Origin of the sequence: Xanthomonas dyei (assembly GCF_002939865.1) — a bacterium.
Lineage (GTDB): Bacteria > Pseudomonadota > Gammaproteobacteria > Xanthomonadales > Xanthomonadaceae > Xanthomonas > Xanthomonas dyei.
The window spans coordinates 1-12,655 of record NZ_MDEE01000019.1; the positions used below are offsets into that span (position 1 = coordinate 1).

Sequence of the window (12,655 nt, forward strand, 5' to 3'; positions counted from 1 at the left end):
GTCTCACGCTGGCTAGAACGCTTGCGCACCCTGCCCGACGCAGTGCGCGAGCAGATGAGCCTGGTACCTTAAAAACGTGGGGATACCTAAGGTGTTGGTCACTTTCGGCGGGAGGCTACGGTGCGCATAAGACGCCGAGGTGACCGTGGGCTTGCGAATCGAATGGGTTATTCCGGCGTTCATCGCCGGGTGGCGATCGCAGCGAAGCGCGTGTCCAAGCGCTGATCCGTCAGGCCTTTCGCGGACCTGGATCGCGGGTGAAGGTAATGCGGCGGTCTTGCGTCACCATCAGTGCATGCAACACCTGTCGCAGCAGCGCCGGTGCACGCGTTATGGCGAGACCGCTTCGCGATGACCGACGTATCTGCCTGATTTGCCAGGTATGAGGCAAGAGGGGGGTATTCCGGTTTGGGTGGCCCGGATCCGGATGTCGGCATGATCGCGCGTTCACGGCAATCGCTTTATTGTGCGGTCCAACCTCAGGACCATGACGGGAATGGCCGAGTATCAGGAGGACGCCGCAAAGTCGCGGATTTACGAGGCTTTGTTACAGGCCACGCCGGACCTTTTATACGTGTTCGATACCCAGCATCGCTTCGTCTACGCCAACCAGGCGCTATTGACGATGTGGGGCATGCGCTGGGAAGACGCGTGCGGCAAGACGTGCCTGGAGCTGGGCTACGAGCCGTGGCATGCCGCGATGCATGACGAGGAGATCGAGCGCGTCATTGCCACGCGTCAGCCGATTCGGGGCGAGGTGCCGTTTCCGCATACGGTCAAGGGATTGCGGGTCTACGATTACATCTTTACGCCGGTGTTCGGGCCGGATGGCAACGTCGAGGCAATCGTCGGCGCCACGCGCGACATCACCGAGCACAAACAGCACGAGCAGCATCTGCAGTTGTTGATCAACGAGCTCAACCATCGGGTCAAGAATTCGTTGGTGATGGTGCAGTCGTTGGCGCGTCAGTCGTTCAACAATGCCGATAGCCTTGCCGATGCGCAGGAAAAAATCGACGCGCGCCTGCTCGCGCTGTCGCGTGCGCACGACACGTTGACCCGCGAGAACTGGGTCAGTGCAGATATTCTGGAGCTGACCCGCGATGCGGCGGCGCTGCACGCACTGCGCGACAGTCAGCGCTTTACGCTGCTGGGCGATTCCTGCCGTCTCGATCCGCGACGCGCGTTGGCGCTCTCGATGGCGCTGCATGAGCTGTGCACCAATGCCCTCAAATATGGCGCGCTGTCGTCGTCCGAGGGCTCCGTGCAAATTGCATGGGAACGCCAGATGCGAGACGACCAACAGATACTCGAGCTGACATGGCAGGAGTCCGGTGGCCCGGCCGTGGAGCCGCCCACGCGCAAGGGCTTCGGGTCGCGCATGCTGGAGCGTGGGTTGAAGCACGATCTCAAGGGCGACGTGGAGCTTGCGTTCGAGCCTACCGGCGTGCGGTTTCGGGTATCCATTCCGTTGCCGGTCGAGCTTGCCGAGGTGCGGCTGTGACCGTGCGCGTGTTGTTGGTCGAGGACGAATCGCTGGTCGCGATGCTGCTGGAAGATTGTCTGGCCGAGCTGGGCTATGAAGTTGCGGCGACGGTGGGCGATGTCGATGCCGCGCTTGAGGTGGTACGGCAGGGCAAGCTGGATCTGGCGGTATTGGACGTCAATCTGGGTGGAACGCTGTCGTTTCCGATTGCGGAAGAACTGGATGCGCGTGGCGTGCCTTACATCTTCGTGACTGGCTATGCGCAAGGCGGAATTCCGGAGAAGTTCCGGCATCGGCACGGGCTGCAGAAGCCCTTTCAGTTTCGCGACCTGAAGGCTGCGCTGGCGCAGCTGCTGCCGGAGTAAGCAATCAAGACCGACATCCCGCGGCTGCCTGCGGGGTGGTGACATGGCGCAGACGCGCGTATTGGCAACGGTCGGCAGCTACGGTCCAGCAGCTGCTGACGCACTGCCACGACGCAGCTTTCCTCGACTGCCAGATGCACGAAGGCGCTGGCGTATTCCCGCTTGCCGGTGCCCAGATCGAGCGTTGTCAGCTGGGTGCTGCCATTGCGCTTGAACGTGTCGATCGCCCTGGTGACGTTCTTGAACGGCACGCTCGCATCGTTGGATGAGCGGCACAGCGAGATGCGGTTGCGCGGGCGCCAAGCGAGCAGTTCGTTGCGTTGCAGGTCTAGTTGCAATGGGTCGAACGGATTGTTTGCGACGTCCTGAAGAAAGGCCGCGGTGAAGTAGTCCTTGATCTTGCCGACCGGCGGCAACGTGGTGACGAGATCGCTCACGCTGCGCGTTCCGGGGAATAACGCTTCCAACTGTGCGGCCCACGGGGCTTGATACGTTTGCGCGGGCGCCAGGTAGATGTTGTGGTGAGTGCGCTGCATGGAGGTGATCGCGTAGCTCAAAAGACCAAGGCAAAGCTGCTTTCTGCCACGGTGTTACGCCCGGTCAGATCGTCAATGCCGATTCGCTCGGCGCATGCTGCGCCATTCTCGCTCGCGCATCCGCGTTACACGCAAGCGCTTGCCGATGGCGTAATGGGTGAATACCCAAAGCAAGAGAGCGCCGGTTGGCGCTCTCTTGCTGACATGCCGCAGTCTTGTGGTGTAACGGCAACCTTGCAGCCGTAGATGGATCAGGCGTTGGCGACTTTGTGGAGTAGCCGTGCGACCGGAGCGGCTGAGCGCATGTTGGTTTCTTGCACTTGGCGCGCATCGATTCTGAAGATGGCCACCGCGTCGGTTAGCTGCACTGCCTGCTCTTCCATCGAGCGTGCGGCGGCAGTGGCTTCTTCCACCAGCGCGGCATTTTGTTGAGTGGTTTCGTCCATGTGGGTGATGGTCTGGTTGACCTGTTCGATGCCGGCCGATTGCTCCTGCGATGCCGCAGAGATCTCGCCCATGATGTCGGTGACGCGTTGCACGCTGGCAACCACCTCGTCCATGGTCTTGCCGGCGCTACGCACCAACGCCGAGCCATCGGCCACACGCTGCACCGAGTCGTCGATGAGGTCCTTGATCTGCTTGGCCGCACCGGACGAGCGCTGCGCGAGCGTGCGGACTTCGGAGGCGACCACTGCGAAGCCACGGCCCTGTTCGCCGGCACGTGCCGCTTCCACCGCCGCGTTCAGCGCCAGGATGTTGGTCTGGAACGCAATGCCGTCGATGACGCTGATGATGTCGGCGATCTTCTTCGAGGAGGCTTCGATACCGCTCATGGTCTCGACAACCTTGCTCACAACGTCGCCGCCTTGCGAAGCAACACGCGCGGCACCGATCGCCAGTTGATTGGCCTGGCGTGCACCCTCGGCATTCTGTTTGACGGTGGATGTCAGTTCTTCCATCGACGCTGCGGTCTCTTCGAGATTGGCCGCCTGTTGTTCGGTACGTTGCGACAGATCCTGGTTGCCGGCCGCGATCTCGCTGGCAGCCGCGTTGATCGAGACGGCCGATTGCTGGATGTTGCCGACGATCTGCGCCAGCTGGCTGGCGGTGGCATTGGCATCGTCGCGCATCTGCGCAAATACGCCGCGGAAGTCGCCACTCATGCGTGCAGTCAGATCCCCGGCGGCGATGGACTGCAGCAGCGACGACAACGACTGCAGGTTGCCGTCGGCGGTGGACATCAAATGATTGAGGCTTTCGACCATGATGCGGAAGTCGAACTGAAAACGCTCGACATCGCCGCGCGCGCTGAAGTCGCCGTTGGCGGCCGACTGCGCCAGATGCTTGATCTGGTGATTCATCGCCGACAGGTTGAGCTTGACCTGCGACATGGTGTTGCTGAACACCGCTTTTTCACCGGGCAACGGCTGCATGTCCTCGGACAGTTCGCCAACGGCATAGCGGCCCATGATGCGTGCCAGATCGGTCTGCACGACCACGTGCGAGGCCACCAGCAGATTGGTGTCGTTGGCCATGCGGCCGTAGTCGCCCGGGAATGCCGAAGCATCGATACGGAAGCTGATCGTGCCGGCGTCGTGATGCCTGGCCATGTCGGTCTGTGCAGCGATCAGGTTGCGTAACTGCAGCTGCATCTTGTCCATGGCCTGCAGCAGACGACCGGTTTCATCGTTGGCGGTGGTGTGGACATCGTTATGCAGATTGCCGGCGGCGATGGCTTCGGCGGTGCGCGTGGCCTGGCTCAGTGGCTTGGTCAGGCTGCGCGTGATCAACCACGCCAGCAAGGTGCTGATGACCAGCGCCGCAATGCCGCCACTTGCCAGGATGGCCTTGCCGCGATGCATGGAGGCCACTGCTGCGGCATAGGCCTCCTTGCTGAGGCGCCGCTCCAACGCGGCGTTGTCGCGAATGGCGGCCTGCTGCTCATTCATTGCAGTGGCTGCGGCACCTTGCAACAAGGCCTGCGCCTCCTGATTCTGGTCGTGAATACCGTAGTCGAGAATCTGGTTGTTGAATTTGACCGAGATGTCGCGCTTTTCCTGCACCAGCTTGAGCGCAGCCTTTTCGACGTCGCTGCTGGGCATGGCCGCCAGTGCAGCCTGAGATTCCTTGTAACGCGCGCGGTTGTTTTTGACCATCTCCATTGCGCGGCGGTTTGCTGCATCGCCCGATACCATCACGATGTCGCGCAGGCCGATCGCCACGTTGGTATTGGCGTCGAGCATGTCGTTCGACAGCCGGATGCGCTCCATGTTGTTGTTGACGATGGTATCCAGCTCATAGCGGGCGTTGGACATGGTGATCAGGCCGGTCGCTACAAGCAGACCCGACAAGAGAATCAAAATGCCGAAAGCCGTGCCCAAGCGACGACCGACATTGAAGCGTTGCAAATAATCGTTCATAACCGCATCCAGTTAGCGCAGCTGAAGGGCCCAGTGGATGCGGGGTGCATCCACTCAAGCGTCTTGCCCAGCTAGCGGCTGGAGACGGGCGTGCTAAAGCCTTCCGTTCTGTAACAGTTACAGCGGATTCATTGCGCGGAAGAGATTCCCCGACAGCTGTCCATCGGCGCCTGACATCTTGATCGCGTCAGAGGCATGGAGCGCAGCTAACGTCGCTTTTGTGTGCACGTTAAATAGATGTTGCCGATGCTGAAAATAATCGCGCAATAAGCATGTTGTCGCTTCGTGTGTGCAGAAATCCGCATCGATGCCTGATGGCGTGCGCCATTTGTCAGTCGCGCTTGTAACACTTGGCTGGATCGATGCGTGTCGCCTGCAGAACGCTCGTTCTGCCGCGCGTGAGGCGCTGGTACGCGCGCCAGATCGCGTCTTGCTTGGACTTGCGCGGATTCGCTGGAGCGACAGCGAGAGATGCGATCACGCGGCGTAGGTCGACGTTGCGCCCGTGCCCCGCAGTGCAGGGCGATGCGGGCCAGCGTGAAGCAGTCTCGGCCGCGCGCATTGCATCTGGTGATGAGGAGAACTTCAGCAGCAGGGTACGCGCGCGGCGCTGCGCACGGGCATCAGCCTTCCAGCGCAGCCAGCATGTCGGCGTGCAGCTGTTGTGCATCGGACTCGCTGTTGAACCGCGCAAAGACTTCTTCGCCGGAGAGCAGGCCGACCCGCACGGAGTGGCAGTACGAGCCGAAGCTTTCGCCGGCGTTGAACGGATCGCTGATAACCGAGATATGGGCGAGGCGGACCCGGGTGGTGCCGAACTTGATGAACATCTGCGAGCTCCTGTGTGAGTGCTGAGTTTCCCACTTTGTGGTGCAGGGCAGAAGCATGCATGGATGAAAGCGCGTCGGTGAGGTGACGCCAGGCAGTGCCGCAGGGTTCTTGCGGTTTTCGTGGCGTGACCCGCCCGTGGAGCGCGCGACTGGAGAGGCGTGCGCCTCGCGCATTCGGCAAGCCAGCACGTACACTGCCGTGCCCTGATGCTGAGCTTGCCCGATGTCCGATCCCATTCGTCTCGACAAATGCGTTGCCGCGCAGTTCGGCTGCTCGCGTGGCGAGGCGCAGCAGTACATCGAGGGCGGCTGGGTCAGCGTGGACGGGGTGGTTGTCGAAGAGCCGCAGGCCCTGGCAACCGCTGCGCAGGTGACGCTCGCACCGGATGCCGTGCTTGAACCCGCCGAGCCGGCGACCTTGCTGTTGCACAAGCCGGCAGGAATGACCGCCGACGCCGCAGTGGCACTGGCCAACCCGGCAAGCCGGAGCGAGCTGGATAACGCCGAGTTGCGCGTGCTCAAGCGGCATTTTCTGCGTCTCAATGCGCCGTTGCCACTGGAAGACGACGCCAGCGGCCTGCTGGTGTTGAGCCAGGACGGCCGGGTATTACGCAGGCTGACAGCCGATGCCAGCTCGATCGAGCAGGAATTTCTGGTGGAAGTGCGTGGCGAACTGCGTCCGTACGGCATGGCGCGTCTGGCGCACGGTCTGGTGTATCAGCAGCGCAGCCTGCCGCCGTGCAAGGTGAGCTGGCAAAACGAAGAGCGGCTGCGCTTTGCGATCAAGCATGTGCAGCCAGGCCAACTGCGCTACATGTGCGGCGAGGTGGGGCTGGACGTGGTGAGCATCCGTCGGCTGCGCGTGGGTCGCGTGTCGCTGGGCAAGCTGGCCATCGGCCAGTGGCGGTATCTGCCGACAGGCGAGCGCTTTTAAGCCGCACCTTGATGCGTGTGCGTGCAGCTTCTGCAAGCAGCGCGCTTGACTGTAGCTGCCATATCGGCCAAATCGTGCGCTTGGAAAAACGAGAGTTGCTTCAAGCGGCTGGTTGCTCTTTCCGAAGCTCTGCGCCGTCGCAACTCGAAAGCATGAATCCTGTTTCAAGATTCTTGTATCAAGCAAGGCCGACGCAAGTCGACCGACGCCTGAGCGGCTGCATCGCACGCAGTCGCGTGCAACGCGTGCTTCGTTGCGGGCGATCGCCCGGCCGCTTACTTCTTGTTGCGCCTTTTCTTGGCGCGGGTCACCAGCCAGAACACCACGGCGATGATCCCGATGACCAAGATGGCGAAGGCCGGTGTCAGAAACGCGTTGTCGCCCATGGAAATCTCCTGAAAGTCATCTGCAGCCAAGCGCTGCGCTGACGTTAGCCTAGCGAGCGGCTTGCTTGATCGCGTGAAATGCGCTGCGTTGTTGCGCCAACGTGCGTTTGCTTCGCCTGAAGGCCAGCAGCGCTGTCGTGCAGCTCGGGGGGCATTGATGAAGTACACGCCAGATGTTGAGTGTGGATACGACGGGTGCGATGCATGCAGTCAGCGCGGTGACGTCATGAGCTTGGGTTCGATGTGTGGCAACTGCTGCGGTGTTACGACCAGCGACGATCAAACAGCGCGACGCATGCGAACAGGACACGTACTGAGCCACAGCGTGGATCGATGAGATCGGCGGGCAGAAGAGATCGATTGGATCGGCAAGCAGATCAGCGATGGTCGCCACATGCACAGATTGCCACAGGGATACGGCTCCCATCGTCAGGCGAACTTCGCTACATCCGGTCGAAGTGCACCTCTCGATCAGCAGGTGCAACTGATTTCGCACGGAAAAAACACGTGCAGGCAATCGGATCAAACCTAATCGAGCGCAGTCATCGCGTTGCAGTGGTCTGACGAATCCAACGCCTTGCGCAAATAGCACGGCGCCGTGCAGGTCTGCATCGGCAGTGTTCCGGCAGGGGCGTGCTCAGCGCCCCGCGAGTTGAGCGACCCAACAGGCCTCGCGTCCGGTGGCTGCAGTTTAAATGACCCATGCACCAGGTAAATCGGGGGCGCGCCGACAGGCTGTGGGGGCGGTTCCGACAGTCGCGCCGCCCAGGACTGCGCCCGGTCTTCGAGCGCAGTCGAGGCAGATCACTGAAAGCTGGACGTGCAGCGGAAGCCGGCACAGTCGATCTGCACCGTGCTGCCGCTCTGGCAGGTGGCAGTGAAGCGGGTGGGGCCAGTCGCCTGCACCGGGCCGCAATTCAAACCGCTGCTGATGCTTTGGGCGCGTGCCATCGACGATTCGCTCGACATCGCCGGGCCTGCAGGCTTGGTCGGCGCCATCGCGGCGGCGGACGATGTCGCAACGTTGCCAGGCGCGGCGGTGGGAGCATCGGCCGCCAGCGGCGTTGTGACCGCTTCGTTGTGCGTGCGGCCGCTTGCCGCCACGCCACCGCCTTGCGCGGTTTCGCCCTGCAGTGGCTGCCCGCGTTCCTCACGATGGCGGTCGAAGCTCAGCGTCTGCCCGAACACCAGCTGGATCCAGCTCGGGTAGGTGTACCCGGTGCCCTTGTTGTGGTCGACGATGGCGCCGATGGCGCCGCCGATCAGGATGTTGCCCCAGATGCCCATGTTGGCGCGCGAGATGGAGCGGCCCGCCGCATCGCGCTGACCGGGCAGCACACAGCTGACCTGCAGATCGTGCGCGGACCGGCGCACCTGTGCGGTCTGGCCGGACTTCAGGGTGACGCGCCCCTTGTCGTTGCTGATGGCGCAATCTGCGCCGGTGATGGTTTGGCCGTCGGCGGTCTTGGTATCGACGCGAATCGGCTGGGTCGCGTCGTTCATCACCGTTGCGCACCCACTCAACGCAGCCATGGCAATGGCTGCGGTCACTAGCTGTTTCATGTTGTCCCCTGGCGTAAAGCACAGCGGCACCAGGCGGGCATTGCGCCGCGGCCTGGGGACAGCTGTGTCGTGATCAATCCCCGTTGCCGCCGCATCGCGCGACGGCTGGCATTTCATACCGGGATTGTGGGCCGCCGTCCAGTTGCGGCCGTGCGCGTCAGACGCCCGGGGTGGCGAGCACGCGGCGTTTGGCCATCACGCTGCGGATGGCAGTGAGCAGTTGTTCGGGGGTGTAGGGCTTTTCCAGGAAGGCCACGCCATCGGGCAGGATCTCTTCCACGTATTCCACCGCCAGGCCGGAGGTCAGCAGCACGGGCAGGTTGTATGGCGCATGCGCGGTTTTCAGCGCAAGGTCCACGCCGGTCAGGCCGCCGGGGAAATGGATATCGGAAAACAGCACATCCACGCGCGGGTCGCTGTCGATCAGGGCGAGCGCTTCTTCGACCGATCCGGCGCTGCGGCAGGTAAAGCCGTAACTTTCCAGGACAAGGCAGCTGAGTTGTCGGGTGCCGTCTCCGTCTTCGACGACGAATACAACTGGCCGTTCCTTGTTCTGTGACATGAGCACGTCTCGTAAGGCAAGCCACATTCTCGGCGATGCGGCAGTGAACCCCCCGTCAACGCAGACGCAGCCGTATGGTTACCAGCCGAACGGGCCCGGACCATAGCCGCCAGGTGCGTAGCGGGGGCCAAAGACCGGGCCTTCGCCGCGGCCGACGCTGATGCTGACGCCGATCTGATGCGCCTTGCCGTCGTCGTCGTAATAGGTCTTGCAGGAGTTCAAATTGACTGCCTGCCAGTTGCTGTTTCCGCCACGGTTGGAATAGCCCATGCCGGTCTCGACCGCACCATGCAGCTTGCCCTGGCATTGCTCGGCACGTTCGGCGGCGATCGAGGCAGCGCTGGGGCGTGTGAGGGCCGGACGGGGGCCGCTCTTGTCGCCGTAAAACGTGCCCGGCGGGTCGGTGCTGTATTCCGGGTCGGAGCGGTACTGCAGTGGCGCCTGCGGGACGCTCAGGTCCAGCGAACGCGCGCTGGCTGGCTCGGCGCTGACATCGCCGGTCTGGGCGAGCGCGCCACCGGCGGCAAATAGAGTGGCCAGGAGAAGCAGGCTGCGTTTCATCGGTTCAACTCTAAGAGGGACTGGCAGCGCGTGCCAGCTCGCCTTGTGAAACTAGCAATGGCTGATTGAATGCGCGCTGTCGATTCCCGCCGATTGTTGTGTCGAAGCAGGCATGGCGCTGGCACACGCTGTTGCATCAGCCCTGCTCGCGCACGATGTCGATCAGCTGCGCGCCATAGCGTGCCAGTTTGCCCCCACCGATGCCGCCGACCCGGGATAACGCATCGATGCTGGTCGGCCGCTGCTCGGCGATATTGCGCAATGTGCTGTCATGGAAGATCACGAACGCCGGCACGTTCTGTTCCTTGGCCAGCTCCGCGCGCAGCCCGCGCAAGGCGTTGAACAACACCAGGTCCTGCGGCTGCACCGGCAAGCCGGTGCGCTGCGCGCCGCGCTCCCGTCCGGCGGCCGGATTCTCGCGTCGCATCATTACCTGACGCTCGCCCTTGAGGACCTGGCGGCTGGCGTCGGTCAGGCGCAGGCCGCCGTGGCCCTCGCTGTCGACTTCCAGCAGGCTGGCGGCCACCAGCTGGCGGAACACGCCGCGCCAGGTGCGCTCGTCCAGGTCGCGTCCGATGCCGTAGGTGCTCAGTTGATCGTGGCCGAGCTGTTTGATGCGCTCGTTCTCGCTGCCGCGCAGGATGTCGATCAGATGACCAACACCGAAGCGCTGGCCGCTGCGGTACACGCAGCTCAGCGCTTTCTGCGAGGCCACCGTGGCATCCCACGCCGCCGCCGGGGTCAGGCAGTTGTCGCAGTTGCCACAGGGTTTGGGATAGGTCTCGCCGAAGCCGGCCAGCAGTACCTGGCGGCGGCACTGCATGGATTCGCAGTAACCGAGCAGGTGATCAAGCTTGGCGCGTTCCAGGCGCTTGCGCTCTTCGGCCGCTTCGCCCTGTTCGATCATCTGCTTGAGCAGCACCACATCGCCCAGGCCGTAGCAGAGCCAGGCTTCGGCCGGGTCGCCATCGCGGCCGGCGCGGCCGGTTTCCTGGTAGTAGCCTTCCAGCGATTTGGGCAGGTCAACATGCGCGACGAAGCGCACGTCCGGCTTGTCGATACCCATGCCGAAGGCGATGGTGGCGGCCATGATGATGCCGTCCTCGCGCAGGAAGCGACGCTGGTTTTCTGCGCGCACCTCGGCCGGCAGGCCGGCGTGATAGGGCAGGGCATTGAAGCCTTGCGCACACAGCTGCTGGGCGGTTTCTTCGACCTTGCGCCGCGACATCGCATAGACGATGCCGGCGCAGCCGCGATAACGGGTGAGGAACTCCTGCAGCTGCTTGCGCGCGTTGTCCTTCTGCACCACGGTGTAACGGATGTTGGGGCGGTCGAACGAGCTGACGAAGTGGCGTGCGTCCACCAGATCCAGACGCTCGGCGATCTCGCGCTGGGTGGGCGGGTCGGCGGTGGCGGTCAAGGCCATGCGCGGGATGTGCGGCCAGCGCTCGTGCAGCACGGTGAGCTGACGGTATTCCGGGCGGAAGTCGTGGCCCCATTGGGAGACGCAATGCGCTTCGTCGATGGCGAACAGCGCGATGCGGCTGCGCTCCAGCAAGGACAGGAAGCGCTGGGTGAGCAGGCGCTCCGGTGCGACGTAGAGCAGATCCAGATCGCCTGACAGCAGGGCGCGTTCGACCCGTTGCGCGTTTTCTGCATCCAGCGTGGAATTGAGGAATTCGGCGCGCACGCCGAGCTGGCGCAGGGCTTCGACCTGGTCCTGCATCAGCGCGATCAATGGCGACACCACGATGCCGATGCCATCGCGCAACAGCGCTGGCACCTGGTAGCACAGCGACTTGCCGCCGCCGGTGGGCATCAGTACCAGGGCGTCGTTGCCGGCAGCGACGTGTTCGACAATGGCTTGTTGCGGGCCGCGGAAGTCGTCGTAACCGAAGACGCGGCTGAGCAGTTCGTGGGCGGGGGAAGACATCCACCTAGGATACCGTGCGGGTCAAGCCCTGGTCGGTGTCATGCCTGCACCATTGCGTGCCGACTGGTCGGGGAACGCCGTGATGTGAGGGCGTTGGATCAGCCGTGTGTGAGGTCTTGTGAGGTTGAGCTGGATGAGGCTTCGCACCGTACCCTCACCCAACCCCTCTCCCGCAGGAGAGGGGCTCAACAACCGACAGCACACAGCCCCCTGAGTCAGGGGGCGCGCCGAAGGCGGGGGGTGTGGGGATGCGTAGTGGGGCCCGACGTTTGCAGAGCAAACGTTGGGGGACCTGTCCGCGAAGCGGAGATGGCCGCAGCCCCCTGAGTCAGGGGGCGCGCCGAAGGCGCAGGGTGTGGCAGGCAGTGAGCAGGCGCCCAAGGCTTCGACGCAGCGAAACCTTGGACAAACCCGCAGGGGCGAAGCCCAACGGGTTACTGCAGCAGCGAGCGCAGCATCCAGGCGTACTTTTCGTGGGTCTGCAGGCGCTGGGTCAGCAGGTCCACGGTCGGGTCGTCGCCGGCGTCGTCGGCCGTGCCCAGTACCTTGCGGGCGGTGCGGCACACCGCCTCGTTGCCGCTGACCAGCTGACGCACCATCTCCCGCCAGTCGGCGCTGTCGCTCAGGCCCGGCTCTTCCGGGATCGAGGTCAGGGCGACGAACTCGCGGTACGAGCCCGGTGCGTTGTAGCCCAGGGCGCGGATGCGCTCGGCCACTTCGTCCAGCGCGGCCCACTGCTCGGTGTATTGGGTTTCGAACATGGTGTGCAGCGAGTTGAACATCGACCCGGTGACGTTCCAATGGAAGTTATGGGTCTTCAGATACAACGTGAAGGCGTCAGCCATGTAGCGGGCCAGACCGTCGGAGATCTTCTTGCGATCGCCGTCCTTGATCCCGATATCGATATGCGGCGCCGACGCGGCAGCGACCGGCAGGGCATCGTTGATGACGACGGGCTTGTTGGCGTTCTTTTTCTTGGACATGGGATGGCCCTTCTGAGGAAGTGGATGTCTGATGGAACAGATATGGCGTCACAATAGACAGGCTAAAGGATCAAACGTCATTCAATCTTTCACATT

General features: G+C 63.1%; 11 protein-coding genes. 3 read left to right on the top strand and 8 right to left on the bottom strand.

Annotation, left to right across the window (positions count from 1 at the left end; translation table 11 throughout):
- Window positions 1-496 precede the first annotated feature (496 nt).
- Window positions 497-1,504, top strand: coding sequence for a sensor histidine kinase (locus tag XdyCFBP7245_RS13405; RefSeq protein WP_104616097.1), 1,008 nt, complete (start codon window positions 497-499; stop codon window positions 1,502-1,504).
- Window positions 1,501-1,851, top strand: coding sequence for a response regulator (locus XdyCFBP7245_RS13410; protein ID WP_104616098.1), 351 nt, complete (start codon window positions 1,501-1,503; stop codon window positions 1,849-1,851). Before XdyCFBP7245_RS13405 ends, XdyCFBP7245_RS13410 begins: the two co-directional genes overlap by 4 nt.
- Here the strand turns inward: XdyCFBP7245_RS13410 and XdyCFBP7245_RS13415 are convergent.
- The 3 genes from XdyCFBP7245_RS13415 to XdyCFBP7245_RS13425 all read right to left on the bottom strand — a co-directional run bounded on the left by XdyCFBP7245_RS13415 (window position 1,803) and on the right by XdyCFBP7245_RS13425 (window position 5,637).
- The gene (locus tag XdyCFBP7245_RS13415; RefSeq protein ID WP_146091674.1) at window positions 1,803-2,288 is read right to left on the bottom strand and encodes a hypothetical protein; all 486 of its coding nucleotides are present in this window, start codon (window positions 2,286-2,288) and stop codon (window positions 1,803-1,805) included. The two genes, XdyCFBP7245_RS13410 and XdyCFBP7245_RS13415, sit on opposite strands and share 49 nt — an antisense overlap.
- Before the next feature lie 350 nt (window positions 2,289-2,638).
- Window positions 2,639-4,807 carry a methyl-accepting chemotaxis protein gene (locus XdyCFBP7245_RS13420; protein WP_104616100.1) on the bottom strand — a complete coding sequence of 723 codons (2,169 nt, stop codon included), beginning with the start codon at window positions 4,805-4,807 and terminating at the stop codon, window positions 2,639-2,641.
- Window positions 4,808-5,430: 623 nt separating this feature from the next.
- A complete protein-coding gene (locus XdyCFBP7245_RS13425; protein WP_170068645.1) occupies window positions 5,431-5,637 on the bottom strand; it encodes a hypothetical protein in 207 nt (68 codons plus the stop codon).
- 223 nt (window positions 5,638-5,860) lie between these two features.
- On the opposite strand from XdyCFBP7245_RS13425, the gene XdyCFBP7245_RS13430 reads away from it, so the two are divergent.
- Window positions 5,861-6,571 (top strand): rRNA pseudouridine synthase, encoded by a 711-nt coding sequence (locus XdyCFBP7245_RS13430; RefSeq protein ID WP_104616102.1) that lies wholly within the window; start codon window positions 5,861-5,863, stop codon window positions 6,569-6,571.
- Between the two features lie 1,190 nt (window positions 6,572-7,761).
- Here the strand turns inward: XdyCFBP7245_RS13430 and XdyCFBP7245_RS13440 are convergent.
- The 5 genes from XdyCFBP7245_RS13440 to XdyCFBP7245_RS13460 all read right to left on the bottom strand — a co-directional run bounded on the left by XdyCFBP7245_RS13440 (window position 7,762) and on the right by XdyCFBP7245_RS13460 (window position 12,559).
- On the bottom strand, window positions 7,762-8,355 hold the full coding sequence (locus XdyCFBP7245_RS13440) for a hypothetical protein (RefSeq protein WP_104616149.1): 594 nt from the start codon (window positions 8,353-8,355) through the stop codon (window positions 7,762-7,764).
- A gap of 322 nt (window positions 8,356-8,677) precedes the next feature.
- A complete protein-coding gene (locus XdyCFBP7245_RS13445; RefSeq protein WP_104616104.1) occupies window positions 8,678-9,082 on the bottom strand; it encodes a response regulator in 405 nt (134 codons plus the stop codon).
- A gap of 78 nt (window positions 9,083-9,160) precedes the next feature.
- The gene (locus XdyCFBP7245_RS13450; RefSeq protein WP_104616105.1) at window positions 9,161-9,643 is read right to left on the bottom strand and encodes a hypothetical protein; all 483 of its coding nucleotides are present in this window, start codon (window positions 9,641-9,643) and stop codon (window positions 9,161-9,163) included.
- A 136-nt stretch (window positions 9,644-9,779) separates the two neighbouring features.
- Window positions 9,780-11,576, bottom strand: coding sequence for a DNA helicase RecQ (gene recQ, locus XdyCFBP7245_RS13455; RefSeq protein ID WP_104616106.1), 1,797 nt, complete (start codon window positions 11,574-11,576; stop codon window positions 9,780-9,782).
- A gap of 434 nt (window positions 11,577-12,010) precedes the next feature.
- Window positions 12,011-12,559, bottom strand: a complete 549-nt coding sequence (locus XdyCFBP7245_RS13460; protein WP_104616107.1) for a Dps family protein — start codon at window positions 12,557-12,559, stop codon at window positions 12,011-12,013.
- Window positions 12,560-12,655: the final 96 nt, after the last annotated feature.

Bases quoted from the DNA above. Each gene is read 5' to 3' on its own strand.
- XdyCFBP7245_RS13405 (WP_104616097.1), top strand. From the start codon at position 497: ATGGCCGAGTATCAGGAGGACGCCGCAAAGTCGCGGATTTACGAGGCT.
- XdyCFBP7245_RS13420 (WP_104616100.1), bottom strand. From the start codon at position 4,807: ATGAACGATTATTTGCAACGCTTCAATGTCGGTCGTCGCTTGGGCACG.
- XdyCFBP7245_RS13425 (WP_170068645.1), bottom strand. From the start codon at position 5,637: ATGTTCATCAAGTTCGGCACCACCCGGGTCCGCCTCGCCCATATCTCG.
- XdyCFBP7245_RS13430 (WP_104616102.1), top strand. From the start codon at position 5,861: ATGTCCGATCCCATTCGTCTCGACAAATGCGTTGCCGCGCAGTTCGGC.
- XdyCFBP7245_RS13445 (WP_104616104.1), bottom strand. From the start codon at position 9,082: ATGTCACAGAACAAGGAACGGCCAGTTGTATTCGTCGTCGAAGACGGA.
- XdyCFBP7245_RS13450 (WP_104616105.1), bottom strand. From the start codon at position 9,643: ATGAAACGCAGCCTGCTTCTCCTGGCCACTCTATTTGCCGCCGGTGGC.
- recQ (WP_104616106.1), bottom strand. From the start codon at position 11,576: ATGTCTTCCCCCGCCCACGAACTGCTCAGCCGCGTCTTCGGTTACGAC.
- XdyCFBP7245_RS13460 (WP_104616107.1), bottom strand. From the start codon at position 12,559: ATGTCCAAGAAAAAGAACGCCAACAAGCCCGTCGTCATCAACGATGCC.